Annotated in this window: 29 protein-coding genes and 1 tRNA gene; 20 read left to right on the top strand and 10 right to left on the bottom strand. The window is 67.1% G+C overall.

The annotated features are described in order from the left end of the window. Positions 1 to 80 precede the first annotated feature (80 nt). From ACXYX3_RS20840 to ACXYX3_RS20810, 7 genes are all read left to right on the top strand, one after another. Complete coding sequence (locus ACXYX3_RS20840) at positions 81 to 1,424, top strand: S1C family serine protease (protein WP_458608851.1); 1,344 nt, start codon at positions 81 to 83, stop codon at positions 1,422 to 1,424. A gap of 77 nt (positions 1,425 to 1,501) precedes the next feature. Beyond that, entirely contained in the window at positions 1,502 to 1,999 is a 498-nt protein-coding gene (locus ACXYX3_RS20835; protein WP_241203240.1) for a MogA/MoaB family molybdenum cofactor biosynthesis protein, read from the top strand. 160 nt (positions 2,000 to 2,159) lie between these two features. Then, the gene (locus ACXYX3_RS20830; protein WP_241203239.1) at positions 2,160 to 2,327 is read left to right on the top strand and encodes a hypothetical protein; all 168 of its coding nucleotides are present in this window, start codon (positions 2,160 to 2,162) and stop codon (positions 2,325 to 2,327) included. A 393-nt stretch (positions 2,328 to 2,720) separates the two neighbouring features. Then, complete coding sequence (locus ACXYX3_RS20825) at positions 2,721 to 3,368, top strand: MspA family porin (RefSeq protein WP_458608850.1); 648 nt, start codon at positions 2,721 to 2,723, stop codon at positions 3,366 to 3,368. A 239-nt stretch (positions 3,369 to 3,607) separates the two neighbouring features. Further along, complete coding sequence (locus ACXYX3_RS20820) at positions 3,608 to 4,255, top strand: MspA family porin (RefSeq protein WP_221356194.1); 648 nt, start codon at positions 3,608 to 3,610, stop codon at positions 4,253 to 4,255. A gap of 192 nt (positions 4,256 to 4,447) precedes the next feature. Beyond that, entirely contained in the window at positions 4,448 to 5,098 is a 651-nt protein-coding gene (locus tag ACXYX3_RS20815; protein WP_241203237.1) for an MspA family porin, read from the top strand. A gap of 40 nt (positions 5,099 to 5,138) precedes the next feature. Beyond that, positions 5,139 to 5,654 (top strand): hypothetical protein, encoded by a 516-nt coding sequence (locus ACXYX3_RS20810; RefSeq protein ID WP_241203236.1) that lies wholly within the window; start codon positions 5,139 to 5,141, stop codon positions 5,652 to 5,654. 57 nt (positions 5,655 to 5,711) lie between these two features. Here ACXYX3_RS20810 and mscL read toward each other — a convergent pair whose 3' ends face one another. After that, entirely contained in the window at positions 5,712 to 6,170 is a 459-nt protein-coding gene (mscL, locus tag ACXYX3_RS20805) for a large-conductance mechanosensitive channel protein MscL (RefSeq protein ID WP_241203235.1), read from the bottom strand. Positions 6,171 to 6,286: 116 nt separating this feature from the next. Here mscL and ACXYX3_RS20800 point away from each other — a divergent pair, with 116 nt between their 5' ends. Beyond that, entirely contained in the window at positions 6,287 to 6,583 is a 297-nt protein-coding gene (locus ACXYX3_RS20800; RefSeq protein ID WP_241203234.1) for a hypothetical protein, read from the top strand. 1 nt (position 6,584) lies between these two features. On the opposite strand, the gene ACXYX3_RS20795 is transcribed toward ACXYX3_RS20800, so the two are convergent. The 3 genes from ACXYX3_RS20795 to ACXYX3_RS20785 form a co-directional block, all read right to left on the bottom strand. Beyond that, complete coding sequence (locus ACXYX3_RS20795) at positions 6,585 to 7,244, bottom strand: SAF domain-containing protein (RefSeq protein WP_458608849.1); 660 nt, start codon at positions 7,242 to 7,244, stop codon at positions 6,585 to 6,587. 65 nt (positions 7,245 to 7,309) lie between these two features. Next, positions 7,310 to 7,663: an FmdB family zinc ribbon protein gene (locus ACXYX3_RS20790; protein ID WP_458612164.1), complete on the bottom strand. Its 354-nt coding sequence runs from the start codon at positions 7,661 to 7,663 to the stop codon at positions 7,310 to 7,312. Positions 7,664 to 7,735: 72 nt separating this feature from the next. Next, on the bottom strand, positions 7,736 to 8,323 hold the full coding sequence (locus tag ACXYX3_RS20785) for a 5-formyltetrahydrofolate cyclo-ligase (protein WP_458608848.1): 588 nt from the start codon (positions 8,321 to 8,323) through the stop codon (positions 7,736 to 7,738). A 65-nt stretch (positions 8,324 to 8,388) separates the two neighbouring features. On the opposite strand from ACXYX3_RS20785, the gene ACXYX3_RS20780 reads away from it, so the two are divergent. The 5 genes from ACXYX3_RS20780 (at position 8,389) to ACXYX3_RS20760 (ending at position 12,631) form a co-directional block, all read left to right on the top strand. Next, complete coding sequence (locus tag ACXYX3_RS20780; protein WP_458608847.1) at positions 8,389 to 9,312, top strand: UTP--glucose-1-phosphate uridylyltransferase; 924 nt, start codon at positions 8,389 to 8,391, stop codon at positions 9,310 to 9,312. A gap of 62 nt (positions 9,313 to 9,374) precedes the next feature. Then, positions 9,375 to 10,643 (top strand): molybdotransferase-like divisome protein Glp, encoded by a 1,269-nt coding sequence (gene glp / locus ACXYX3_RS20775; protein ID WP_458608846.1) that lies wholly within the window; start codon positions 9,375 to 9,377, stop codon positions 10,641 to 10,643. Between the two features lie 21 nt (positions 10,644 to 10,664). Further along, positions 10,665 to 11,318: a GNAT family N-acetyltransferase gene (locus tag ACXYX3_RS20770; protein WP_458608844.1), complete on the top strand. Its 654-nt coding sequence runs from the start codon at positions 10,665 to 10,667 to the stop codon at positions 11,316 to 11,318. Positions 11,319 to 11,471: 153 nt separating this feature from the next. Continuing rightward, positions 11,472 to 12,503: a divisome protein SepX/GlpR gene (gene sepX, locus ACXYX3_RS20765; protein ID WP_241203228.1), complete on the top strand. Its 1,032-nt coding sequence runs from the start codon at positions 11,472 to 11,474 to the stop codon at positions 12,501 to 12,503. Between the two features lie 52 nt (positions 12,504 to 12,555). Next, positions 12,556 to 12,631: transfer RNA gene (locus tag ACXYX3_RS20760), tRNA-Ala, on the top strand. Positions 12,632 to 12,725: 94 nt separating this feature from the next. Here ACXYX3_RS20760 and ACXYX3_RS20755 read toward each other — a convergent pair. Then, entirely contained in the window at positions 12,726 to 13,130 is a 405-nt protein-coding gene (locus tag ACXYX3_RS20755) for a DUF302 domain-containing protein (protein ID WP_458608843.1), read from the bottom strand. A 101-nt stretch (positions 13,131 to 13,231) separates the two neighbouring features. On the opposite strand from ACXYX3_RS20755, the gene ACXYX3_RS20750 reads away from it, so the two are divergent. After that, positions 13,232 to 13,630, top strand: a complete 399-nt coding sequence (locus ACXYX3_RS20750; RefSeq protein WP_458608842.1) for an ArsR/SmtB family transcription factor — start codon at positions 13,232 to 13,234, stop codon at positions 13,628 to 13,630. Next, positions 13,627 to 14,619 (top strand): cation diffusion facilitator family transporter, encoded by a 993-nt coding sequence (locus tag ACXYX3_RS20745; RefSeq protein ID WP_458608841.1) that lies wholly within the window; start codon positions 13,627 to 13,629, stop codon positions 14,617 to 14,619. The genes ACXYX3_RS20750 and ACXYX3_RS20745 overlap by 4 nt, the downstream gene beginning before the upstream one ends. Before the next feature lie 216 nt (positions 14,620 to 14,835). On the opposite strand, the gene ACXYX3_RS20740 is transcribed toward ACXYX3_RS20745, so the two are convergent. Then, positions 14,836 to 17,616, bottom strand: coding sequence for an MMPL/RND family transporter (locus ACXYX3_RS20740; protein ID WP_458612163.1), 2,781 nt, complete (start codon positions 17,614 to 17,616; stop codon positions 14,836 to 14,838). 29 nt (positions 17,617 to 17,645) lie between these two features. After that, positions 17,646 to 18,074, bottom strand: a complete 429-nt coding sequence (locus ACXYX3_RS20735; RefSeq protein ID WP_458608840.1) for an MmpS family transport accessory protein — start codon at positions 18,072 to 18,074, stop codon at positions 17,646 to 17,648. A gap of 233 nt (positions 18,075 to 18,307) precedes the next feature. On the opposite strand from ACXYX3_RS20735, the gene ACXYX3_RS20730 reads away from it, so the two are divergent. Then, positions 18,308 to 19,021: a PE-PPE domain-containing protein gene (locus tag ACXYX3_RS20730; RefSeq protein WP_241203222.1), complete on the top strand. Its 714-nt coding sequence runs from the start codon at positions 18,308 to 18,310 to the stop codon at positions 19,019 to 19,021. Between the two features lie 15 nt (positions 19,022 to 19,036). Here the strand turns inward: ACXYX3_RS20730 and ACXYX3_RS20725 are convergent, their stop codons facing one another. Both ACXYX3_RS20725 and ACXYX3_RS20720 read right to left on the bottom strand, forming a co-directional pair. Then, positions 19,037 to 19,453, bottom strand: a complete 417-nt coding sequence (locus ACXYX3_RS20725; RefSeq protein WP_241203221.1) for a DUF5313 domain-containing protein — start codon at positions 19,451 to 19,453, stop codon at positions 19,037 to 19,039. 21 nt (positions 19,454 to 19,474) lie between these two features. Then, positions 19,475 to 19,960, bottom strand: a complete 486-nt coding sequence (locus ACXYX3_RS20720) for a MarR family winged helix-turn-helix transcriptional regulator (RefSeq protein ID WP_458608839.1) — start codon at positions 19,958 to 19,960, stop codon at positions 19,475 to 19,477. A gap of 109 nt (positions 19,961 to 20,069) precedes the next feature. Here ACXYX3_RS20720 and ACXYX3_RS20715 point away from each other — a divergent pair, with 109 nt between their 5' ends. Then, positions 20,070 to 21,068 carry a GNAT family N-acetyltransferase gene (locus tag ACXYX3_RS20715; protein ID WP_458608838.1) on the top strand — a complete coding sequence of 333 codons (999 nt, stop codon included), beginning with the start codon at positions 20,070 to 20,072 and terminating at the stop codon, positions 21,066 to 21,068. After that, positions 21,065 to 21,901 carry a shikimate 5-dehydrogenase gene (locus ACXYX3_RS20710; RefSeq protein ID WP_458608837.1) on the top strand — a complete coding sequence of 279 codons (837 nt, stop codon included), beginning with the start codon at positions 21,065 to 21,067 and terminating at the stop codon, positions 21,899 to 21,901. The genes ACXYX3_RS20715 and ACXYX3_RS20710 overlap by 4 nt, the downstream gene beginning before the upstream one ends. A gap of 3 nt (positions 21,902 to 21,904) precedes the next feature. On the opposite strand, the gene lpqN is transcribed toward ACXYX3_RS20710, so the two are convergent. Beyond that, entirely contained in the window at positions 21,905 to 22,606 is a 702-nt protein-coding gene (lpqN, locus tag ACXYX3_RS20705) for an envelope biogenesis lipoprotein LpqN (RefSeq protein WP_241203217.1), read from the bottom strand. Positions 22,607 to 22,683: 77 nt separating this feature from the next. Here lpqN and ACXYX3_RS20700 point away from each other — a divergent pair, with 77 nt between their 5' ends. Together ACXYX3_RS20700 and ACXYX3_RS20695 are read left to right on the top strand one after the other, a co-directional pair. Beyond that, the gene (locus ACXYX3_RS20700) at positions 22,684 to 23,388 is read left to right on the top strand and encodes a DUF5642 family protein (RefSeq protein WP_458608836.1); all 705 of its coding nucleotides are present in this window, start codon (positions 22,684 to 22,686) and stop codon (positions 23,386 to 23,388) included. A gap of 38 nt (positions 23,389 to 23,426) precedes the next feature. Then, positions 23,427 to 24,089: a DUF5642 family protein gene (locus ACXYX3_RS20695; RefSeq protein WP_458608835.1), complete on the top strand. Its 663-nt coding sequence runs from the start codon at positions 23,427 to 23,429 to the stop codon at positions 24,087 to 24,089. Positions 24,090 to 24,092: the final 3 nt, after the last annotated feature.

Below are 24,092 nucleotides of genomic sequence, written 5' to 3'. Positions count from 1 at the left end.
CTCAGCCCGGCTGGGCACTCTTGACTCACGCACTTCGTTGGTGAAGCACCACCCCTACTCGAGGAAGACACCGCAGCGACATGACCAACCATCCGAGGTACTCACCGGGGCCGCATCCGGGTCAGCAGCCCGGCATGGCGGGCCAGGCGCCGCACGGTCAGGTCGGCGCTGCGCGCTCCGGATCCCATGAGCAGCAACCCGGCTGGGACTGGCGGTATGCGACGGAGCAGCAGCGGCAGGCGTACCGCTCTCCCTACGATCCCTACGCCGGGGCGCCGATGCCGAACCCGTACCCGCGTCCCGGTTTCCCGCCGGCTGCGCCGGCTCCCAAGAAGCGTTCTCGGGCAACGGGTCTCGCCACAGGAGCCGTGGTCATCGCGATCGTTTCCGCAGGAATCGGCGGTGGTGTCGCGACGCTCGTGCACCCGGCCCACAACTCCACGGGTTTCAGCGCTTCGGGCGCGGCCCCGAGCCAGCCGGCCGCCAGCGTGCCCACGGGGTCGGTGGAGCAGGTCGCGGCAAAAGTGGTGCCGAGCGTGGTCAAGCTCGAAGTGAACGAGGGTCGCCAGTCGGAGGAGGGCTCCGGCGTCATCCTGTCGACCGACGGGCTGATCCTGACCAACAACCACGTGGTCGCCGCGGCGGCCGCCCCCGGCGGCGGCCCGGAAACCAAGGTCACCTTCTCCGACGGCCGTAACGTGCCGTTCGACATCGTGGGTACCGATCCCGGCAGCGACATCGCCGTGGTGCGTGCCAAGGGTGTCTCCGGCCTTACGCCCATCGCCATCGGGTCGTCTGCCAATCTGCGGGTCGGCCAGGACGTCGTCGCGATCGGATCACCGCTGGGCCTGGAAGGCACGGTGACGACGGGCATCATCAGCGCCTTGAACCGCCCGGTCGCCGCCGGCGGTGATGCGCAGAACCAGAACACCGTCCTCGACGCCATCCAGACCGATGCCGCGATCAACCCGGGCAACTCGGGCGGCGCCCTGGTCAACATGAACGGTGAGCTCGTCGGGATCAACTCCGCCATCGCGACCATGGGAGCGGATTCCGGTGCGGCGCAGGGCGGCTCGATCGGCCTGGGGTTCGCGATCCCGGTCGACCAGGCCAAGCGGATCGCCGACGAGCTGATCCAGACCGGCAGCGCGTCGCGCGCCTCGCTCGGCGTGCAGGTGGGCAACAACGCCGGCGGGGACGGCGCCAAGATCGTCGAGGTCACGCCGAACGGCGCGGCATCCTCCGCGGGTCTTCCCGCCGGGGTGACGGTGACCAAGCTCGACGACCGGGTGATCGACAGCGCTGACGCGCTCGTCGCCGCAGTGCGGTCCAAGGCGCCCGGCGACAAGGTGACGCTGACCTATCTGGATCCCTCCGGCCGGCCGCAAACCGTCGACGTGACCTTGGGTAAGGCGGCACAGTGAGGGTGGTTCAGGGTCCGCCGCGGCCGACCCTTCGAGTGGCTGCGACGTTGTCCGTGCCGACATATACGGTTGTGCCCATGGAACAGCCCCACACGTTGGTTGGCCGGGCCCTCGTCGTCGTCGTCGACGACCGTACGGCGCACGGCGACGAGGAGGACCACAGCGGGCCTCTGGTCACGGAACTGCTCGGTGAGGCCGGATTCGTCGTGGACGGCGTCATCGTGGTGTCCTCCGACGAGGTCGAGATCCGCAACGCGTTGAACACGGCCGTCATCGGCGGCGTGGATCTCGTGGTCTCGGTCGGCGGCACCGGCGTCACCCCGCGCGACGTCACCCCCGAGGCCACCCGCGATCTGCTCGACCGGGAGCTTCTCGGCATCGCCGAGGCGCTGCGCGCATCGGGCCTGGCGGCGGGCACCGCGGACGCCGGGCTGTCTCGTGGCCTCGCCGGCGTGTCCGGCAGCACCCTGGTGGTGAACCTCGCCGGGTCACGGGCCGCGGTCCGCGACGGTATGGCCACCCTCGGGCCACTGGCCGCGCACATCATCGCGCAGCTATCCAGTTTGGAGATCTAATCGCCATGGGCTGGCAGCAGCTAGTCCGCACGCGGGCCGGAGGAGCTTCCTCTCCGGCCCGCGTTCTCGTATGCGTCCCGCATGCGCTACCTGCAGTGTTAACGGAAGGTGAACGGCAGTCGCGACCGCACTGTGATCTTTGTCACACAGGGTGGGCTCAATGACCGAACAACCCCGGCCATCTCGAGATGTAGTTAACAAGGTGTTCGGTGAGACATTGCCCGAGATGCCGACCGGTGAGCGCGATCCCGACCACGCCAGAGACGACGACGATCGTGATCGGTGGTTGCGCGACAACATTCCGCCCCATCACAGCGATCACGGCTGACCTGTAGGTTCACCACAGCCGCAGTACAGGAAGCTGGTGTAACGCACGCGCCGCGAGTTACGAAGACGTTGGTGCGGGGTCAAGATCAGCGACGGAGTTCTTCGACACACCCCCGCCGTTGCGAGGAGGGGGTAGTCGGCTCTCGGGGAGTCGTCAGCAAACGATGGCCGCGTCGTGCATCTCACGACACCACACAGACGTACGCGTTGCCGGTCGGATGCCTCCTCGTTATGTTCCTCTCGTCAAAACGATGAGTGATTCGTAAGAACAAAATGTGGGCTTTTTAATTCCACTCACATGAAGTTCTTGCGAGGTGTGTGGTGTAGCGGTACGGCCAGGCACGAGCAACCGGTGCCCCGACATGGGGACCCGTTCTACTGAGCAAGGGAGAACATGAAGGCAATCTCTCGGGTGCTGATCGCGATGGTCGCGGCCGTCGCGGCGTTGTTCGTGAGCACTGGCACCTCTCACGCAGGGCTGGACAATGAGCTGAGCCTGGTCGACGGCCAGGGTCGGACTCTGACGATCCAGCAGTGGGACACGTTCCTCAACGGTGTGTTCCCGCTTGACCGCAACCGCCTGACCCGTGAGTGGTTCCACTCGGGCAAGGCTGTGTACAGCGTGGCCGGCGAAGGTGCCGATGATTTCGAGGGCACGCTGGAGCTGGGTTACCAGATCGGCTTCCCGTGGTCGCTGGGCGTGGGCATCAACTTCAGCTACACCACCCCCAACATCGCGCTCGACGGTCAGGACGTGATCGGCGTCGGCGACGTGGGCATCGACCTGTTCCCGGCGATCTCGACGCCGCCGCTGTTCCCGGGCGTGTCGATCTCGGCGGATCTGGGCAACGGCCCGGGCATCCAGGAGGTCGCCACCTTCACCGTGGACGTCTCCGGTGCCAACGGTGCGGTCGCGGTGTCGAACGCGCACGGCACGGTGACCGGTGCTGCGGGCGGTGTGCTCCTGCGCCCCTACGCACGTCTGATCTCGTCGGCCGGTGACAGCGTCACCACCTACGGCGAACCCTGGAACATGAACTAACGCACCATCGTTCGACTGCGGAAGCGGCCTCTGACTCCGGTCAGGGGCCGCTTCTCTCGTGTCCGGCACTCCTGCACGACCTGCACATCCTCATGATGCGGAACCCTCCTGTGACCAGGTTGGGAAGTGGTTATCAAACAGCTTGGCGAGCAAGCGATTCACCGCGCACCTGGATAACTTCATCTCCTCGACGATGAGAAGTTCCCCCATGAGTTCACCGTCAACGGGCTGAGGAGAGCATGAAGCTGATCATTCGGGTGTTGGTAGCACTGAGCATGAGCGTCGCGGCGTTGCTCGTCAGCACCGGCACGTCGCACGCCGGGCTGGACAACCAACTGAGCCTCGTCGACGGCAAAGGCCGTACCTTGACCATCCAACAGTGGGACACCTTCCTCAATGGGGTGTTCCCGCTTGACCGAAACCGGTTGACCCGCGAGTGGTTCCACTCGGGCAAGGCCGTGTATTCGGTGGTCGGTGACGGCGCGAAGGACTTCGCCGGCACGCTGGAGCTGGGGTACCAGATTGGTTTCCCGTGGTCGCTGGGTGTGGGCATCAACTTCAGCTACACGACCCCGAACATCGCCCTGGACGCACAGGATGTGATCGGCACCGCGAACGGTCCGATCGATCTGTTCCCGCCGATCTCGACGCCGCCGCTGCTGCCCGGGGTCTCGATCTCGGCGGATCTGGGCAATGGTCCGGGTATCCAGGAGGTCGCGACGTTCTCGGTGGACGTCTCCGGTGACCACGGTGCGGTCGCGGTGTCGAACGCGCACGGCACGGTCACCGGTGCTGCCGGCGGTGTGCTGCTGCGGCCGTATGCGCGGCTGATCTCCAAGGACGGCGACAGCGTCACCACCTACGGCGAACCCTGGAACATGAACTGAACATGAACTGAGTCATCAGCTCACCGTCATGAACGGCCCCTGACCACGGTCAGGGGCCGTTTCCTGTGACCAGCCTGGCAGTTGGTTACCAAACAGCTTGGCTGGCAAGCCGTTCGACGCGCCGCTGGTTATTTTCGTGTCCTCAAAGATGAGAAATTTCCAATAATTCACCGTCAACGGGCTGAGGAGAGCATGAAGCTGATCACTCGGGTGTTGGTAGCACTGAGCATGAGCCTCGCGGCGTTGCTCGTCAGCACCGGCACGTCACACGCAGGGCTGGACAACGAACTCAGTCTGGTGGACGGCAAGGGCCGCACCTTGACCATCCAGCAGTGGGACACGTTCCTCAATGGGGTGTTCCCTCTTGACCGCAACCGGTTGACCCGGGAGTGGTTCCACTCGGGCAAGGCGGTGTACTCCGTCGTGGGCGACGGCGCGAGCGACTTCGCCGGCACGCTGGAGTTGGGATACCAGATCGGTTTCCCGTGGTCGCTGGGTGTGGGCATCAACTTCAGCTACACCACGCCCAACATCGCACTGGACGCACAAGACGTCGTCGGCATCAACGGTGGAGGCGGGATCGACCTGTTCCCGCCGATCTCGACGCCGCCGCTGCTGCCCGGGGTCTCGATCTCGGCGGATCTGGGCAATGGTCCGGGTATCCAGGAGGTCGCGACGTTCTCGGTGGACGTCTCCGGTGACCACGGTGCGGTCGCGGTGTCGAACGCGCACGGCACGGTCACCGGTGCTGCCGGTGGTGTGCTCTTGCGGCCGTACGCGCGGCTGATCTCCAAGGACGGGGACAGCGTCACCACCTACGGCGAACCCTGGAACATGAACTAGTCGGATTACCCACTCCGGCACGGGAAAACTCACGGTGACGATGATGATTTTCGACATTGCGCTACCTGCGCACGATGAGGTCAACACTGGTAATCTGAGCGGACCTAGCTTCAACCAGTTCAGAGAGAAGGGACGGCCGGTGGCCGAGTACGGTACTTCCGTTTCCGCGCGATTGGCGAAGCCGATCGCAATGGGGCTGAGCGGTCTCGCCGCCGCCGCCGCGCTCATGACGATCGGCGTGGGCACCGCCAGCGCCGACGACATGAGCGCCGACCCCTCGACGCCGGGCAACGGCCGCGAGGCCGACGGCGCGGTGCGCTCGCCCGACGTGTCGAATGGCTCGTCCGGCGTCTACGCACAGGGTGAGGTGCGGACCTCCGGCTTCGGCGAGGCGCTCGCCTCGCAGGGCGGCGAGGTTCGGACGTCGACCCGGGGCGTTCCCGGCACTCGGGCGTGGGTGTTCTCCGGTGCTGCCGGTGACATCAGCGCGTGCGTGTACGACGGGCCGTGGTGCGCGAACTGGATGGCGATCCCGTTCGACATCAACAACCCCTGAGAAGTTCCACCCGAAGGGCCCCTGGCGGAAGCCGGGGGCCCTTCGTCGTGGCAGCGGTCAGTCGCGGTCTGCGCTGGTGTGTTTCGCGGTGTCCGGGCTCGGTCCGGCGCCTGGCTCGCTGACGTGCTTCCCTGCCGAACCGGTGTTCTCCTGCATCAGGTTACGGATTTCGGTGAGCAGGCTCAGCTCCGTGTCCTGTGCCTGCTCGACCTCGCCTCGCTCGCGGAGCTTCTTGTACGGCAGCACGATCACGAAGTACACGACTGCGGCGACGAGGATGAAGTTGATGGCTGCAGACAGCACCGCGTTGAAGTCGACGAACTTGTCGGCGCCCAGGGGCACCCTCAGGATTCCGTACTCTTTGTCGGGTCCGGCGCCGATCCGGTCGATGAGCGGCTGAATGACGCTGTCGGTGAAGGCTTTCACCAACGCCGTGAACGCAGTACCGATGACCACCGCCACGGAGAGATCGATGACGTTACCGCGGGCGAGAAATTCCTTGAATCCCTTGATCATGCTGGTCCTCCGATCGCAGTTGTGGACTGACAGGGCTCCACGTTAACCGTTCCTGCCATCGATCGAACACTTTCTGCCACCGGAAATGATCCGCCTGAGCTGCGGGTTTAACAGGCATGAGCAAAACCGGCATCGCCACCGCAACAGCTACCGCTCTCACTGCCATGGCGTTGGGGCTGGCCGCACCGGCACTCGCCGCACCCACTGCGGCCAGCGCCGAAGACACGATCAGTGAGTTGGAAGCCGCGGGCAACCGGGTCGTGGTCACCCGTCAGTCGAGGGTGCCGCTCGACGAGGCGACGGTCGTGAACATGACCACCGGCCCTGACATCTGGAAGCGCGTGTGGGACGCCAACTTCGACGATCAGCACCTGACTCGCATCGGCAGCGTCATCTACCTCACGGTCAAGTGAATCAGTGCAGGGTCAGGGTGACGGCCTGCATCAGCGCCGCACCCGCGACCGACTTCGCCGACAGGGACGGAAGTGCTATCAGGACAACACGGTTGGCACTCTGAGCGGTGATCCCGCCGTTCTTGGTCGACACCAACACGACGACCGCGTCAGTGGCGATGACGCGTGCTTCGGCGCCGGTGTCGGCGGACGCAGGAGCGGCCACCACGTCGACGACATCGCCGGCACGGATCAGGTCGAGGAGGGCGGCATCCGCGAGAGGCACGGCGACGAGGCGGGCGTCGGGGCCGGCGGCCGATTCGGCGAGGCGCGGCCCGAGCAGGCGTACGTCGGTCAACGCCTCACCGCGGCGGGCCGGGCCGGCCAACGTGCTCCCCGCGACGTCGTCGATGCGCGTCCGCACACCGTCGGGAACCGTTGCACTGGGCCGTCGTTCGAGCCGCACGTCCTGCGCGGTCAATGCAGAGCCTGGGGTGAGATCGCGGGCGGCGACGACGACGTCGATGGAGTCGTCGCGAGGATCGTCACGCCACGCGGCGGCCGCGGCGAGCATGACGAGGGCCGCAGCGAGAATTCGGCGAGCGAGCACCGTCCGTACCCAGTCGGGACGTAGCGCTCGGGTGAACCGGTGCAGTGCAGTGGGGTCGAGCGAGCCGGACATGCGACCACGCTAGGGCGCCGACCTCGCAGCGTCAGCCCGCTATTCGGTGCCTGTGGATAACAGCCCTAGCTGGAGGCGGCAGCGGCCGGCGCCGACGAGGAACTCGACGAGGAACCGGACGATGACTCCGACGATGAACTGGATGAGGTGCTCGCCGCGGAACTCGAGCTGTCCGACGAGCTCGATGAACTCGACTCCGAGCCGGCGCTCTTGGCGCCGGCACCCGTCGAGCTCTTACCGGATTCACGACTGTCGGTGCGGTAGAAACCACTGCCCTTGAACACCACGCCGACCTTGCCGAACACTTTGCGCAGCCGACCGCTGCACTGCGGGCACTCGGTCAGCGAATCGTCGGTGAAGGCCTGCACCACGTCGAACTTGTTGTCGCACTCGGTGCACGCATAAGAATAGGTGGGCACAGCTTCCTCCGAGGTCGTCACGCTTGTTAGCACTCTACCGACTCAAGTGCTAGAACCGCCAGCGGGTGGCTGTCATTCCCGCTCCAGCGCGACGATCCCGCGCCCGGGCGTCACCGCATGAGTCATCCGGACGTCGTGCGGCTCCTGCGGTAGCGCGTCGACCAATTCGTCGTCCCGGACGACCGCTATCAGCGCCGCCGTGGCGGCAGCGTGCTGCAGCGTCCGATCGTAGAAGCCGGCGCCGCGGCCCAGCCGCGTTCCGTGACGGTCCACGGCCAGCGCCGGCACCAGCACCGTGCTCGCTTCGGCCACGACCTCCGGCGGCAGATGTGGGGGGCGCGGTTCCCGAAGTCCGAACGGCGCTCGGATCAGCCCGCCCGCGCGGTAGACGCCCCACCGCAGAGCGTCGGGAACGCCATCGTGGTCCTCGCGCGCCACGGGCAGCAGCACCCGCACCCCGCGGTCGGTCAGTTCGTCCAGCAGATCCGTGGACCCGGGTTCCGATCCGACCGGTACATAGGCGCAGAGCGTGGAGCCGGGGGCTACCCACCCGAGCACGTGAGCGGTCAGTGCGGCGGCCTCGGCGGTCCGTTGCTGGGGCGTCGACGCCGCACGCGCGGCCAGGATTGCGGCGCGTACCTGTGATTTCGTCTCGCGCACTGAGTAGCCTTCCGCGTGCCGGGTAAGGAGAGAACAACCGACCCCGAGAGGTTAGTGTGTGAACGATGAATCGGCCTGAAGTTCCCATACCGCACACCGCGGTCGTCCCCGCCGCGGGGCTGGGAACCCGTTTCCTGCCCGCGACGAAGACGGTTCCCAAAGAGTTGCTGCCCGTCGTCGACACGCCCGGCATCGAGTTGGTGGCCGCCGAGGCCGCCGAGGCCGGCGCCGAACGGCTCATCATCATCACCTCGGAGGGCAAGGACGGCGTGGTCGCGCACTTCGTCGAGGACCTGGTGCTCGAGGGGACGCTCGAGGCGCGCGGCAAGAAGAGCATGTTGGAGAAGGTGCGGCGCGCGCCTGCGCTGATCAAGGTCGAGGCGGTGGTGCAGGCGGAGCCGAAGGGGCTCGGGCACGCGATCGGGTGTGTGGAAGACAGCCTCTCGCCCGATGAGGACGCGATCGCCGTGCTGCTGCCGGATGATCTGGTGCTGCCCACGGGCGTGCTGGAGACGATGTCGAAGGTGCGCGCCAAGCGTGGTGGTTCGGTGCTGTGTGCCATCGAGGTCGACCGCGAGGACATCAGTGCCTATGGCGTGTTCGACGTCGAGACCGTGCCCGACGCCGCCAATCCGAACGTGCTGCGGGTCAAGGGCATGGTGGAGAAACCCAAGGCCGAGGAGGCGCCGTCGCCGTATGCGGCGGCCGGGCGCTACGTGTTGGACCGGGCCATTTTCGACGCGCTCAAGCGGATTCCGCGCGGTGCGGGCGGCGAGCTCCAGCTCACCGACGCCATCGCGCTGCTGATCGACGAGGGACATCCGGTGCACGTCGTGGTCCACCGCGGATCTCGACACGATCTGGGAAATCCCGGGGGCTACTTGAAGGCTGCGGTTGACTTTGCCTTGGAGCGAGACGACTACGGGCCCGAATTACGGCGGTGGTTGGTCGAGCGGCTGGGGCTCGGGCAGGATTCGGCCGAGCACTAGCGCCACCGATCACGCGTATCTTCTGCGGAGCGCGTAGGCGCTCAACAGAAGAAAGGCATGCTGTGCGTTCGGTGGAGGAGCAGCAGGCTCGGGTGGCCGCGGCCGCGGTGGCGCCGCGGCCGGTACGGGTGGCGATCGCCGAGGCCCAAGGCTTGATGTGCGCCGAAGAGGTGGTCACCGAGCGACCGCTGCCGGGGTTCGATCAGGCGGCGATCGACGGGTACGCGGTCCGCAGTGTCGACGTGCTGGGTATCGGCGGAGGTCCGGACGGCGGTGACGGCGAAGAGCCCGACAACAGAGACCTCAGCCTTCCGGTGATGGGGCTGATCGAGGCCGGATCTCGCACGCCGAGTCGGTTGCAGCCGCGCCAGGCCGCACGCGTGCAGACCGGCGCGCCGATGCCGACGCTGGCCGACGCGGTGTTGCCGTTGCGATGGACCGACGGCGGGGAGTCGCGGGTGCGCGTGCTTCGCGGAGTCCGCTCGGGAGCGTACGTGCGCCGTACCGGTGACGACGTTCAGCCCGGCGACGTCGCCGTGCGCGCGGGGGCGATCATCGGTCCCGCACAGGTGGGCCTGCTGGCCGCGGTGGGCCGGGAGCGCGTGCTGGTTCATCCGCGACCGCGTTTGTCGGTGATGTGTGTGGGCGGTGAGCTCGTCGACATCTCGCGCACGCCCGGCAACGGCCAGGTCTACGACGTCAACTCCTACGCGTTGGCTGCTGCCGGACGGGATGCCGGCGCCGAGGTGAACCGCGTCGGCATCGTGCCCACCGATCCCGCGCAGCTGCGCGAGGTCGTCGAAGGGCAGCTGGGCCGAGCCGAAGCGGTGGTGATCGCAGGGGCGGTCGGTGGCGCGGCGGCCGAGGGTGTGCGCTCGGTGCTGGCCCAGTTGGGCGACATGGAGGTGACCCGCATCGGGATGCACCCGGGATCGGTGCAGGGTTTCGGTCAGCTCGGCCCTGATGGCGTGCCGGTGTTCCTGCTGCCCGCCAATCCGGTCAGCGCGCTGGTCGTTTTCGAGGTCATGGTGCGGCCGCTGTTGCGTCTGTCGCTGGGGAAGCGCCAGCCCATGCGGCGGATCGTGCAGGCGCGGGCGCTGTCGCCGATCACCTCGGTGGTCGGCCGCAAAGGTTACCTGCGGGGGCAGTTGATGCGCGATCAGGACACCGGCGAGTACCTGGTGCAAGCGCTCGGTGGGGCGCCGGGCGCGTCGTCACATCTGTTGGCCACGCTCGCCGAAGCAAACTGCCTGGTGATCGTGCCCAGTGACGCCGAGCAGATCCGCACCGGCGAGATCGTCGACGTCGCGTTCCTGGCTCAGCGCGGCTGAGACCGAACCCACCCTGTCGTGATGAACCTCCTCGGCTCCCGTTCGCAGCACCCCGGTTGGCCGCAACCTGTCGGCCCACTGCGGGTGTCCGCGGGCACGGTTCGACTGCGCCCCGTGCGTCTGCGCGACGCGGCGCAGTGGAGCAGGATCCGGTTGGCCGATCGCGCGCACCTCGAGCCGTGGGAGCCGTCGACGGACATGGATTGGCAACTGCGCCATGCGGTCTCATCGTGGCCGGCGGTGTGTTCGGGATTGCGGGCCGAGGCGCGCAAGGGGCGGATGCTGCCGTACGTGATCGAACTGGACGGAAGATTTGCAGGTCAGTTGACCATCGGAAACGTCACGCACGGGGCGCTGCGGTCGGCGTGGATCGGGTACTGGGTGGCTCGCGAGTTCGTCGGGGGAGGAGTTGCGACCGGGGCGCTGGCATTGGGCCTGGACCACTGCTTCGGGCCGGTGATGCTGCACCGGGTGGAGGCCACGGTGCGTCCGGAGAACTCGGCGAGCCGTGCGGTTCTGGCAAAGGCCGGTTTCCGAGAGGAGGGCCTGCTGCGGCGCTATCTGGATGTCGACGGCGCGTGGCGGGACCACTTGCTGGTGGCGCTCACGCTCGAGGAGGTCAACGGTTCGGTGACCTCCGCACTGGTGCGGGCGGGGCGGGCGTCGTGGGCGTGAGCGCCCCTTTGCCGGCCCCTCTGTGGCTGATGTGACACGTGTGACGTTTGGTGCTTGTACTCAGCGAATTACAGGTGTGTAATTGTCCCGGCGCGCCGCTCACGGATGCGCTGGTCGAACAGACCTAGCCTGATGGGGAAAGGAGCAGGCGCCATGCCAAGCATCCCCCAATCTCTCCTCTGGATCTCCCTCGTCGTGCTCTGGCTGTTCGTGCTGGTGCCGATGCTGATCAGCAAGCGCGACGCCGTGCGCCGAACCAGCGATGTCGCTCTGGCCACACGTGTGCTCAACAGCGGTGCCGGTGCGCGGCTGCGCCGGCGCGGACCGGCTGCGGGGCATCGCAGTGATCCGCACTGGCAACCGTCCGACGACGACGGCGACGTGCAGGCCGACGACGCGCCTGGCCACGCCGTGGTGATGGTGGCCGCCGACACACGGGAGAGCGACGAGCCCGACTACCTCGACGTCGACGTCGTCGAGGAGTCCGACGCGTTGCCGGCCGCGGACACGGTGACGACCACCGGGACGCTTCGCGTGGACGCCCGCGCCGAGGTGGACGACCTCGATGACCTCCGCAACGACGGCGAGAGCGTCCACGACGACGCGGACGACGACCTCGAGGACGCCGAAGAGCTGTCCGCCGCCGACGACGACGCACCCCGTGGTGAGCAGGTTCGTAACGAGGACGAATACGAGTACGTCGAGGATTCCTCAGGTCTGGAGCCGCCCGCGGACACCGACCTGCGCATCGCCGATTCGCGTCGCCGCCGGCGTGAGTCAACGACCGCGGCGGCGGTGAGCGCGCGTAAGTATCGCTTCCGCGCCCGCACGCTGGCCGTGATGGCGGTCCTGATCCTCGCCAGCGCGGTGGCGGCACTCACCTGGTCGGCGTCGATGTGGTGGGCCTGCGCCACGATCGCGTCGATCACCCTGCTGTACCTGGCGTATCTGCGGCGTCAGACCCGCATCGAGGAGCAGTTGCGCCGCCGCCGCGCACAGCGGATCTCGCGGTCGCGGCTCGGAGTCGAGAACACCAGCGATCAGGAGTTCGACGTCGTCCCGTCACGGTTGCGCCGGCCCGGCGCCGCCGTCCTCGAGATCGACGACGAGGACCCGGAGTTCGAGCATCTGGAGTACGTGGCCTTCGCACGGCACTATGACTTGCCTCGGGCGGCAGGACAGTAGTCCAGGCGATTTCTGCCGCTGACCGGCGACTGGTAGCCTGCTACCGGTATCAGGGGCTATGGCGCAGTTGGTAGCGCGACTCGTTCGCATCGAGTAGGTCAGGGGTTCGATTCCCCTTAGCTCCACCACAATCGACCAGGTCGTCCTGGTCGTCGCGGCTCACACACCGACGTGGTCACGCATGGTCGTCATAATCCTTATCGTTGACCGCCTACGGAAGATCTACGCGGTCGAGTCCAGCGATGCGATTGCGGCACGCAACTTGGCTGCGGCATCGTCTGCCACCTCACTGAGTTGTGCGCTGTCGGAGACCTGCACCATCACCTTCGGGTCCATCGCATCGATGATCACCACGCCCTCCTGCGACGGATCGGCGCGCACGACGACGTTGCAGGGCAGCAGCAATCCGATCTGACGGTCTGCCTCGACGGCGCGGTGCGCCAGCGGGGGATTGCAGGCCCCGAGGATCAGGTAGTCCTCTATGTCCTCGCCGAGTTTGGCCTTCAGCGTCGCTTTCATGTCGATCTCGGTGAGCACCCCGAACCCCTGCTCGGCGAGCGCCTGCCGGGTCTTCTCGACCGCGTCGGCGAAGCTCGTGTGGACGGTGGTCGACAGCGCGTACGACATCTCTGCTCCTCGGGTTCGGCACGTCATCGGGCTCGCTCTCACGATACCAGCGGGGGTATACGCTGCTTGCCGACTGCGTCGCAGGTTCCTACTATCTGCGTATGCATGCAGATACGCGGGGATGCACGCGACGACTTCCCGACGATCAGGTCGACCTCGTCGTCGAGGTGTTCCGCATGCTCGCGGACGCCACGCGAGTTCAGGTGCTGTGGGCTCTGGGCAGCCGGGAGATGTCGGTGAACGATCTCGCCGCCCACATCAAAAAGCCTGCCCCCTCGGTGTCCCAGCACCTGGCCAAACTGCGGATGGCGCGGCTCGTCCGTACCCGCCGCGACGGCACCACGATCTACTACAGCCTGGACAACGAGCACGTGCGGCAACTGGTCACCGACGCGGTGTACAACGCCGAACACGCCGGGCCCGGTGTCCCCGGGCATCATCGCGACGCCTCCGAACTCGCTGTCCTGCACTCAGATGCGACCGGAGAGCAGCGGTCATGAGTCACGACGCGCACCCTCTTCACCACCATCACGAGCATGACCATCATCACGGCGGCACCGTCGGCGCGGCGCTGCGCGAGATCTTCGCCCCGCACAGTCACGATGCCGGGGACAGCATCGACAGCGCGCTCGAATCGAGCGCCGCTGGGATCCGCGCGGTGAAGATCAGCCTTTTCGTCCTCGGCGTCACAGCGCTCGCCCAGATCGGCATCGTCGCCGTCTCGGGGTCGGTGGCATTGCTGGCCGACACCATCCACAACTTCTCCGACGCCCTGACCGCGATCCCGCTGTGGATCGCCTTCGCTCTGGGCACCAGAGCGGCGACGCGGCGCTACACCTATGGCTTCGGCCGGGCCGAGGATCTCGCCGGCCTGTTCGTCGTCGCGATGATCGCGCTGTCCGCAGTCATCGCGGGCATCGAGTCCGTGCGCCGCCTGATCAACCCGGTGCCCATCGAGCATGTGGGCTGGGTCGCCGTCGCGGGCCTGGTCGGCTTTCTCGGCAACGAGTGGGTCGCGCTGTACCGAATCCGCGTCGGCAGGAAGATCGGCTCGGCGGCTCTTGTGGCCGACGGATTACATGCTCGCACTGACGGATTCACTTCGCTGGCGGTGCTGTTCGGCGCAGCCGGCAGTGCGTTGGGCTTTCCGCTGGCCGACCCTGTCATCGGTGTCGTGATCACCGTCGCGATCCTCGCGGTGCTGCGCACGGCGATCCGCGACATCTTCCGTCGTCTCATGGACGGCGTCGATCCGCGGCTCGTCGACAGGGCCGAGGCGGCACTGGCGGCCGCGCCCGGTGTCACCGCCGTCCGCAGCGTGAAGATGCGGTGGATCGGGCACCGCCTCCACGCCGATGCCGAACTCGACATCGACCCGAACGTCAGTCTCGCCGACGCGCACCGCATCGCGCACGAGGCCGAACACACCCTCACGCACGCCGTACCGAAGCTGGCATCCGCTCTCGTGCACGCCTATCCGGCGACGTAGCTCACCGGGGTGTCACTGAACTCGTCTCTTGCCGAACGGGTTCCATCTTCTGCCCGCCGAGGGCGCATCGTCGTGACCGCCGCACCACTCGCCCGGCGGGACGCCGCGGCGGACGGCCTCGATGTGCTCCCCGCAGCCTGACCACGTGGTCTTCCCGCACGTACGGCACTGAACTGCTCGACACATCATCGTTTCTCCTTTCACAGGCGCGACCGGTCACACTGTGCGGACCGGGCGCGCGTGGACTTTCAGGGGCCACCAGAACCACCGCCCCAGAAGTGCGGCAATCGAGGGGGTCATCAGCGATCGCACGATGAGGGTGTCGAACAGCAGGCCGATACCGATTGTGGTGCCCGCCTGTCCGATCGAGATGAGATCGCTGGCCGCCATCGACGTCATGGTGAACGCGAACACCAACCCTGCCGCGGTCACCACAGCTCCGGTCTCGCCCATCGACCGGATGATCCCGGTGCGCAACCCGGCGCCGATCTCCTCCTGGAACCGCGACACGAGCAGCAGGTTGTAGTCGGAGCCGACCGCCAGCAGGATGATCAAGCCGAACACCGGTGCGATCCAGTTCAATTCGAGGCCGAAGAGGTACTGCCACACGAGAATGGAGAGGCCGAACGCGGCGCCCAGGGACAGCAGCACCGTGCCGACGATCACGAGCGAGGCCACTAGGGCCCTCGTGATCAGCACCATGACGACGAAGATGAGCGTCAGCGCAGCGATGCCGACGATCAGGAGGTCGTATTGCGAACCCGATTGGATGTCTCGGTAGATCGCCGCGGTGCCGGTCAGCGAAAACGTCGCATCCGTGAGGTTCGTGCCCTTGACGGCCTGATGAGCCGCCTCGAGTGTCGGTGTCACCGAGGCGATCCCCGCCGGCGTGGCGGGATCCTTCTCGTGGGTGATGATGAAGCGCGCGGCCTTTCCGTCCGGTGAGAGGAACAGCGCCAGTCCGCGCTCGAAGTCCGGATTGGTGAACGCCTCGGGCGGTAGGTAGAAGTAATCGCCGCTCCGAGAGGCGTCGAAGGCCTGCCCCATGGCGCTCGCGGTGTCGGTCATCTGCGACATCTGGGTGATCAGCCCGGAAAAGCTGCTGTGCATGGTGAGCAAGGTCCCGCGCAGGGATTGGGCGACCGCGATCACGGGCGGGAACTGCGCCAGCATCTCCGGGATGACGGCGTCGGCGTCCCGGATGTCCTGGATCAGCCCGGTCATCGTGTCGCTGAACGTGTTCACGCCGTCCATCGCGTCGAAGACGGATCTGATCGCCGAGCAGGCGGGGATGGTGAAACAGTGTGGTTCCCAATAGAAGTAGTTGCGAAGAGGGCGCACGTCATCGTCGAAGTCGGCGAGGTGATCACGAACCTCGTCGATCGCCGTCTTGATCTCGGCGGTGTCGCCGACCATGCGGTGGGTGACCGTGCCCATACGTGCCAGTGACGCCCTGAGTCGCTGCATGGCGGCGATCATGCCGCCGATGTCGTCGCTCATCGTGACCATGTCCGCTGTCCGGTCCCTCATGAATTGAAGGTTCTGCTGGATCGGAATCGACGACGCACTGATCTGGAACGGGATCGAGGTGTGCTGGATCGGGCCGCCGAGTGGTCGGGTGATGCTCTGCACCATGGCGATCCCCGGGGTGCGGAAGATCTCCTTGGCGATTCGGTCGAGCACGATCATGTCGGCGCTGTTGCGCATGTCGTGATCGGTCTGGACCATCAGGATGTCCGGGTTCATGGTCGCAGCGGTGAAATGGCGCTCCGCAGCGGCGTATCCGACGTTGGACGGCAGATCCGGTGAGATGTAGTAGCGATCGTTGAAGTTGACCTTCATGGTGGGGACGAAGGCGATGCCGACCAGGGCGACGGCCAGTGTCGCGGCGAACACAGCCCCCGGCCACCGCACGGTCGCGGTGCCGATCCGGCGCCACCGTCGCACGTTCACCGGACGCTTGGGGTCCAGCAGGCCGAAGCGGCCGGCGATCACGACCACCGCCGGTGCAGCGGTCAGCGCGCCCGCCACCACCACGACCAGTCCGAGGGCCGAGGGGATACCCAGTGCCTCGAAGTACGACAACCGGGCGAAGTGCAGGCACAGCGTGGCGCCGGCGATGGTCAGCCCCGAACCCAGAATGATGTGGTAGGTACCGCGAAACATGCTGTAGTAGGCGGCTTCCCGATCCTGGCCCGCTCGGCGTGCCTCTTGGTAGCGGCCTATCAGGAAGATCGCGTAGTCCGTTCCCGCTGCGATCGCGAGCGACGACAGCATGGCGACGACGAACGTCGAGAAGCCGAGCATGCCGTTGTTCCCCAGCAGCGCGACGACGCCTCTGGCAGTGCCCATCTCGAGTCCGACCATGACCAGGACGATCAACATGGTCGACAGGGAGCGGTAGGTGATCAGCAGCATGACCATGATGACGACGCCGGTGACGCCCATCATGACGAGCATGCTCCTGTCGGCGGCCTCGTTCATGTCGGCGGTCAACGCCGCCGGGCCGGTCAGATACACCCGCAGCCCCGTGGGTGGTGACGAGTGGCCGAGGATGTCGCGCACCGATTCGATCGACGCGATGCCTTCGGTACTGCCCTGGTCGCCGGCCAGGTTGATCTGGACGTAGGCGGCTTTGCCGTCGCGGCTCTGCACCCCGGCCGCCGTCAGCGGGTCTCCCCAGACGTCGTGGACGTGCTGCACGTGGTGGGTGTCGGCCCGCAGAGCGCGCACCAAGGTCTCGTAGTACTGGCGTGCCTCGGTGCCGAGCTCGCCGTCGCCTTCGAGAACGATCATCGCGATGCTGTCGGAATCGGACTCCTGGAACGTCGCTCCGATGTTCCTCGCCGCGATCATCGCGGGTGCGTCCTGGGGCGACATGGTCACCGCGTGGTTGCGTGCCACGGCCTCGATCTGTGGAATCGCCGCGTTCAGGACGACTGTCACAGCAAGCCAGGCGAGCACGATCGGCACGGCGAATCGGCGGATGAACCGCATGGGTGCCGGCCTGGGCTCGCCCTCGCCGCTCATCCGGCTTTCACCAGGCATGAGGTCTGCGCGTGGTGGCCGGTAGTCGAGCGGGCGTCCTCGACCTCTCCGTTGATCGTGATGCGGCAGCCGACGCTGTCGCTGTCGCCCTGGGCGACGAGGCTGGCCAGCACGGCAGGCGCGGTGGTCGAGACCGTCAGTGTCCAGGGCAGAGAAGCGAACTCGACCTGTCGTGGGTTCGCGTTCTCGTCGAGGTAGTTGATGCTGCCGGTCGACCCGCTGGGGCCGTAGACCTCGTAGGTGACGCGCTTGACGTATGTGGGCGCGAGCGGCTCCGCGCTACGGCCGGACGCGGAGAACACCGCCTCGGAGCCGAACGCGTCGCGCAGGTTGAACACCGTGACAGTGCCCACGGTGACGGCCACCGCGGCGACGAGGAAGACCCAGCCTCTCGCGAGCACCTTCACGGATGTTCCTTTCTCGTGCGGTCGAGCGAGCCGCCCCGCCCGTGGCTAGGCGGCGGCTAACCCCTCGCTGGATTTTCTACCATACCCCTGGGGGTATGCCAAAGGGTGAGAGGTCCTCGGTCGGAATCGCGAGCATCGGCCGGCACGTCGATCGCGGACGTAACCTTGTGGTCTGGGCTTGCGATGCACCCATCAGAGATTCGATCGGGACTATCGGGACTGAGGACGACGTGATGACAGCACGACTGGTGAGCCTCGCGGCCGTGATGATGGCGCTGTGTGGCGTCATGCCCGCGGTCGCGCACGCCGACGTCGACGACGGTGCGGGTTCGGGGGCCCGCGTGGCAGTTCTGGCGGGCGCGCTGGACAAGCCGGAGCGGACCATGCAGCAGCTGCACGGCTCGCTGTGCGCGCCGCCGAACGTCTGCGAACCGCTCAACTACATGAACGTCGGTCTCCTCGGCCCTGCCATCGGCCAGGCCAGCCTGGACGACGGTGTGGCCAGGCTCGACGGATGGATCAGGAACACGCCGGGCCCCAAAGTCGTGTTCGGGCACTCGTTGGGCGCCAACGTCATCTACCGGTGGCTGCGTCAGTTCTCGTTCGATCCCAGCGCGCCGCCGCCGAGCGAGTTGCGGTTCGTCACCACCGGCGCTCCCGAGCGGCGCGGCACCGGGTTCGTCTACACCGACCCCGAAGGCAAGAACCGCTGGCGCGCGAATCAGGGATTCGGCATCCCGCCGAACACGCCGTACAAGGTGGTCGACATCTGCCGCAAGTGGGACGGCTTCTGCTACTACATCCCCGGCGACGAGCGCTCGATCGATGGGCAGGCCAGTAAGCGGCACACCGACTACTCGGACATCAACCTCAACGACCCGGCCAACCAGGTCGACGTGGAGGGCAACATCACCGAAGTGCTGGTGCCCACGCCGGGCCTGGGCTGATCGCCGATGCGGGCTCTAGAACGGGCTGCTGTTCTGCTGCCATTCCGCTGATTCGGGCCGAGCGCCGAAGCGGCGGGCGTAGTCTTCGTGCATCTGCGCCTGCTTCTTGCGTTTGATGACGTCCACCAGGTTCGGGTCGAGCCCGTGCACGGCCAGCCGGTGCCGCCGCCACGGCTTGTTCAACGCCAGCGCCATCAACACCGCCCAGACGTAGATCGGGGCCGTCATCTCCAGGTGCATGTAGAGATTGACCGGAATCAGCCAGAACGGGGCGAGCACGAAGATCGGCGGGATCGAATAGCGGATCATGTGCCGGCGCACCGCGCCTTCCCCGGCGAGGTCCTCGGCGACCCAGCGTTGCATCGATGCCGGTAGGCGGCGGCCGTAGCAGTAGGTCAGGTATTGCCAGAAGGTGGGTTTGTCGGCGGACATCTCGGCTCCTCGTGGTGGGGTTCAGGCGTGTAGGGCGCCGGCGGCCAGGGCGGCGGTGTTGACGCGGGTCAGGACGGCGCGCAGGGATTCGAGTTCGGCCAGGTCGACACCCAGCCGGGACACCACCGTGGTCGGTATGGCCAGTGCCCGTTCGCGCAGGGCGATACCTTCTGAGGTCAGCTCGACGTCGGTGGCCCGCTCGTCGGTGGCGCTGCGGGTACGGGTGATCAGTCCCAGTGCCTCGAGACGCTTGAGCATCGGCGACAGGGTGGCCGAATCCAATTGCAGCGTGGTGGCGATCTGCTTGACCGACAGCGGTGCGTGACCGTCCGCGGTCACCTTGCGATGGTCCCAGAGCGCGAGCATCACCAGATACTGCGGGTGGGTCAGGCCGAGCGGCTCCAGCAGGGGACGGTAGACGGCGAGTACCGCGCGGTTGGTGACCGCCAGCGCGAAGCACACCTGCTGCTCGAGAGCGAGCGGGTCGAGGTCAGCGGCGGCGGTCACGAAACCATGGTGCGCTAATAGTTAGTGCCCTAGCAATATGCGGGGCGTCACACCGGTCGCATGTGGTCGTTCCTTGCCGGGTGTCGACGGGCGCCCGTAGCCTCGAAGAATGTCCGGGGTGAGCGCCGTGGAAGCTGACGACCTCGCCGCCCTCGACGTGTTCGCCGGTGTCGCGGTGCCGACGTTGGTGCCGTTGGCCCAGCAGTTGCGGCCGCTGGCGGCCATCCCCGGGCAGGTGCTGATGCAGCAGGGTGAACTCGCGGTGAGCTTCCTGCTGATCGGGTCGGGTCATGCGGAGGTCAGCCACGCCGGGGCGGATGGCCACGACACCGTGGTCGACCTGAGCCCCGGATTGATCGTCGGCGAGATCGCGCTGCTGCGCGACGCTCCGCGCACCGCGACCGTGATCGCCACCGAGTCCCTGACCGGTTGGGTGGGCGGCCGCGAAGCGTTCGCCACGATGCTCGAGATCCCCGGCATGATGGACAAGCTGGTGCGCACGGCGCGTCAGCGCCTGGCTGCGTTCATCACCCCGATCCCGGTGATGATGCGCGACGGCAGCGTGCTCTATCTGCGCCCCGTGCTGCCGGGCGACAGCGCTCGCGTGGCCCAGGGGCCCGTCGAATTCTCCAGCGAGACGCTGTACCGCCGCTTCCAGTCCGTCCGATCGCCCACGAAATCACTGATGACCTACCTGTTCGAGGTGGACTACCTCGACCACTTCGTGTTCGTGTTGACCGAAGGCGTCGACGGTCCCGTGGTGGCCGACGCCCGGTTCGTGCGCGACGAACGTCATCCCGAAGAGGCGGAGATCGCCTTCATCGTCGGGGACGCTTACCAGGGCCGAGGAATCGGAACGTTTCTGATGCGCGCCATCTCGGTGGCGGCGCACGATGACGGGGTGCGTCGATTCACCGCGCGTGTGCTCTCCGACAACATGCCCATGCGGGCGATCCTCGACCGATCCGGCGCTGTCTGGCACCGTGATGACCTGGGTGTCGTGGTCACCGAGATCGACGTACCGAAACCCTCGGACCTCCCGTTCGACGCCGAGCTCGTGCAGCAGATCCGCGACGTCGCGCGCCAGGTGATCAGGGCCGTCGGATGAGACCGGGCGACCGTAAACCTGTGCTGAACAAGGACACCCGCGTGTGTATCTCGCTGGCCGGGCGTCCCAGCAACATCGGCACCCGCTTCCACAACCATCTCTACGACGTGCTCGGGCTGGACTTCATCTACAAGGCCTTCACCACCACCGACATCGTCGCCGCGATCGGTGGCGTTCGCGCGCTCGGCATTCGCGGATGCTCGGTGTCGATGCCGTTCAAGGCTGACGTGCTCGAGCTCGTCGATGAGGTGGAGCCCTCGGCGCAGACGCTGCAGTCGGTCAACACGATCGTCAACGATGACGGCAGGCTGACCGCGTCCAACACCGATTACCTTGCCGTGCAACAGCTCATCGACGACCACGGCCTGAACCCGCAGCAATCGGTGCTGATCCGGGGCAGCGGAGGGATGGCCAGCGCGGTCGGCGCGGCGTTCGCCGACCGCGGCTTCCGCGCCGGCACGATCCTCGCCCGCAACACACAGGCCGGCCGGTCGCTGGCCGAGCGACTGGGCTACTTGTACGAACCCGACACCGGTGCGACGCCCACCGCCGACATCGTCGTCAACGTCACGCCGATCGGCATGGCGGGAGGCGCCGAGGTACACGACCTGTCTTTCGACGAGCAATCGATCCGCCACGCGCACACGGTGTTCGATGTGGTCGCGCTGCCGTCGGAGACACCACTCATCGCGGCCGCGCGCCGCGCCGGGACAGCCGTGATCACCGGAGCGCAGGTGATCGCCCTGCAGGCCGCCGAACAATTCGAGCGCTACACCGGGGTGCGCCCGACGCCGGAGCAGATCGCCGAGGCATCGGCGATCTCCCGGGCGTGACCGCTAGGGCGTGATCGTCGCCTGGTCGTCGATCGCCGCCGTCGCGTCCATCAGCGCGTTCGCCTGCTCCGGTGTGCCTTCGGCGTTGATCTGCAGCACGTACAGACCCTCCTGGCCGGGAATGACCACCGTCTTCTGAGCAACCATGCGGGGCGCCCCGTCCTTGGTGTAGGTGCCGCCGATGACCGTTGCATCGAAGCCGCTCAACTTGTTCGGCACACCCGATTCAGGGCCGTCGAAACCCGGCAGGGCACGGAGTTCACCCGGCGCCACCTCGAGCACCTTGGCGGGGTCCACGTTGCCGGTCAGCTTCACCACCTTGGTGATGACGGTCGCCGGGTCCGCGGCGGCGGCCGGGTCGCCGGTGAAGACGGAGGCCGAATACGAACCCTCGGGAGCGTTGCCGCCCATGTCCTCCCAGCCCTCGAGCGTGGGCAGCTCGATCGTCGGTGAGCCGGGATCTCCCGGCGCGACCGGTGTCTCGACGATGTTGTTGTCCCGGATGTAGTCGGCGAGCGTGACGATCGGCGCGGGCGCAGCCGACGAACTGGGAGGAGCGGCCTGCGCCGTCGACGACACCGAGGATGTGGCCGACGACGACGCGCTGGACGGGGTGCCCGACGTGTCGTTGGAGCAGGCCGACAACCCGCCGCCGAGCGTGAGGACGGCCAGCGCGATGAGCCCGGCCCGCGTAGAGGTGGTCATGTCGTCTCCTGTCCGCCGATGGCCAGCGCGAGCATAACCAACTCGACCGGCGATCGAGTCGATCGACGCCCGACCTGGTGTCGATCGCCGTTGCAGGTCCGGCGGCGTGGTACCAACAGAGCGTGCGGTTGGCCTCCGGCATGCTTGCTGTGGCGATGGCGGCGGGGCTGGCGGCGTGCGGTTCCGGCCCAGCGCCGGTCGCGGTCACACCGTCTCCGGCCAAGCCCGCGGCACCGATCAACCCGGCGCGCGTCGAGCGCAGCCGTTCAGCGCTGCCCGCTGGCTACGAGATCACCACCTATCAGGGCCCGCCGGCGCCGGTGGCGTTGTGGGGCATGCGGGTTCCCGCCGTGACCGAGCCACCGCAGTGCGCCGTCCTGGCCGCCCCGGCTGCTGACCCGTCGACCTCCCGGGGCTGGTCGGGGTCCGGGCCCGGTGGAATCGCGTACGCGGTGATCGCCGCCGTGCCGGGCGATGGACACGCCCTGCCACGGGATTGCGGCAGGTGGACCGTGTCGGCCGGTCCGACCACCGCCACCGTCGTCGGCGTGCCCGCTCCCACCATCGCCGGCGCCGACGTCGTCGGCATGCGGACCGATGCGGTCACCGTCGTCGAAGGCGGCACCGAAACTCGGCTGCACGCACAGACATTCATCGCATCGCTGGACCGCTACGTGTGTCTGGTCTCGCTGGTCACCGATCCTGGGTCCCCGCAGACCCCGCTGGGTCCGGACTTCGCCGCCCGGCTGCTCCGCGAAACCGTGTCGGCGCTGCGCGGCTGAGCACAGGGCGGGCGGGCGCCGCGGGTACATTGGCGGCGATGTCGTACAAGAAGTCGGTGACGCTGCTGCTGTGCGCGGGACTTCTGGCATCGTGCGGTGGTCAGAGCTCCGACGACGACTCCCGAGCCGACATCACCCGCGTCAAGGACCTGCGAAGTGAGTTCCCGGCGCCGTTCACCGTTTCCGACGCCGGCCCGGCAGCTATCGATCCGCGGCTGCTCGCCGGCCAGAAGTTGCCTGCCGGACTGACTTTCGCTCCCGCGGAGTGTGGGAAGGTGGCCCAACAGCAGAACGTCCCGGCCGACGTCAAGGGCAACATGGCCGCGCTGACCGCCGAGGGTGAGGGCGTCCGCTACGTCGTGATCGCCGTCGAGACGTCCGAACCGGTGCCCGTCCCGGCGCCCACCGACCAGTGCCGCAAGGTCTCTCTCGCGGGGCCCGGCATCCGCGGGCTGGTCGAGGTGGTCGACGCGCCGGACGTCGACGGCGTGCAGACGGTCGGTACTCACCGTGTGCTGCAGACGGTCACCGCCGAGGGGCCCCGCACCGGCGAGCTCTACAACTACGTCGCGCACTTCGGCACGTTCATCGTGATCGTCACCGCCAATCCGCTCGTCGTGGCCGATCGGCCCGTCGCCCGCATCGACACCGGACGCGCCCGCGACCTCGTCACCAAGGCCGTCGAGCTCGTCAAGGGTTAGCGG

The organism is Mycobacterium sp. Panama NTM2, assembly GCF_054355555.1.
The sequence above is the reverse complement of the archived record's forward strand: the minus strand, read 5'-3'. Positions and strand labels throughout refer to the sequence as shown.

Bases quoted from the DNA above. Each gene is read 5' to 3' on its own strand.
- ACXYX3_RS20695 (WP_458608835.1), top strand. From the start codon at position 23,427: ATGTCGTACAAGAAGTCGGTGACGCTGCTGCTGTGCGCGGGACTTCTG.
- ACXYX3_RS20725 (WP_241203221.1), bottom strand. From the start codon at position 19,453: ATGTCCGCCGACAAACCCACCTTCTGGCAATACCTGACCTACTGCTAC.
- ACXYX3_RS20795 (WP_458608849.1), bottom strand. From the start codon at position 7,244: ATGTCCGGCTCGCTCGACCCCACTGCACTGCACCGGTTCACCCGAGCG.
- ACXYX3_RS20780 (WP_458608847.1), top strand. From the start codon at position 8,389: ATGAATCGGCCTGAAGTTCCCATACCGCACACCGCGGTCGTCCCCGCC.
- ACXYX3_RS20710 (WP_458608837.1), top strand. From the start codon at position 21,065: ATGAGACCGGGCGACCGTAAACCTGTGCTGAACAAGGACACCCGCGTG.
- ACXYX3_RS20740 (WP_458612163.1), bottom strand. From the start codon at position 17,616: ATGCGGTTCATCCGCCGATTCGCCGTGCCGATCGTGCTCGCCTGGCTT.
- ACXYX3_RS20745 (WP_458608841.1), top strand. From the start codon at position 13,627: ATGAGTCACGACGCGCACCCTCTTCACCACCATCACGAGCATGACCAT.
- ACXYX3_RS20800 (WP_241203234.1), top strand. From the start codon at position 6,287: ATGAGCAAAACCGGCATCGCCACCGCAACAGCTACCGCTCTCACTGCC.
- mscL (WP_241203235.1), bottom strand. From the start codon at position 6,170: ATGATCAAGGGATTCAAGGAATTTCTCGCCCGCGGTAACGTCATCGAT.
- ACXYX3_RS20835 (WP_241203240.1), top strand. From the start codon at position 1,502: ATGGAACAGCCCCACACGTTGGTTGGCCGGGCCCTCGTCGTCGTCGTC.
- ACXYX3_RS20750 (WP_458608842.1), top strand. From the start codon at position 13,232: ATGCATGCAGATACGCGGGGATGCACGCGACGACTTCCCGACGATCAG.
- ACXYX3_RS20770 (WP_458608844.1), top strand. From the start codon at position 10,665: ATGAACCTCCTCGGCTCCCGTTCGCAGCACCCCGGTTGGCCGCAACCT.
- ACXYX3_RS20820 (WP_221356194.1), top strand. From the start codon at position 3,608: ATGAAGCTGATCATTCGGGTGTTGGTAGCACTGAGCATGAGCGTCGCG.
- sepX (WP_241203228.1), top strand. From the start codon at position 11,472: ATGCCAAGCATCCCCCAATCTCTCCTCTGGATCTCCCTCGTCGTGCTC.
- ACXYX3_RS20830 (WP_241203239.1), top strand. From the start codon at position 2,160: ATGACCGAACAACCCCGGCCATCTCGAGATGTAGTTAACAAGGTGTTC.
- ACXYX3_RS20730 (WP_241203222.1), top strand. From the start codon at position 18,308: ATGACAGCACGACTGGTGAGCCTCGCGGCCGTGATGATGGCGCTGTGT.
- ACXYX3_RS20810 (WP_241203236.1), top strand. From the start codon at position 5,139: ATGATGATTTTCGACATTGCGCTACCTGCGCACGATGAGGTCAACACT.
- ACXYX3_RS20825 (WP_458608850.1), top strand. From the start codon at position 2,721: ATGAAGGCAATCTCTCGGGTGCTGATCGCGATGGTCGCGGCCGTCGCG.
- ACXYX3_RS20815 (WP_241203237.1), top strand. From the start codon at position 4,448: ATGAAGCTGATCACTCGGGTGTTGGTAGCACTGAGCATGAGCCTCGCG.
- ACXYX3_RS20715 (WP_458608838.1), top strand. From the start codon at position 20,070: ATGTCCGGGGTGAGCGCCGTGGAAGCTGACGACCTCGCCGCCCTCGAC.
- ACXYX3_RS20840 (WP_458608851.1), top strand. From the start codon at position 81: ATGACCAACCATCCGAGGTACTCACCGGGGCCGCATCCGGGTCAGCAG.
- lpqN (WP_241203217.1), bottom strand. From the start codon at position 22,606: ATGACCACCTCTACGCGGGCCGGGCTCATCGCGCTGGCCGTCCTCACG.
- ACXYX3_RS20755 (WP_458608843.1), bottom strand. From the start codon at position 13,130: ATGTCGTACGCGCTGTCGACCACCGTCCACACGAGCTTCGCCGACGCG.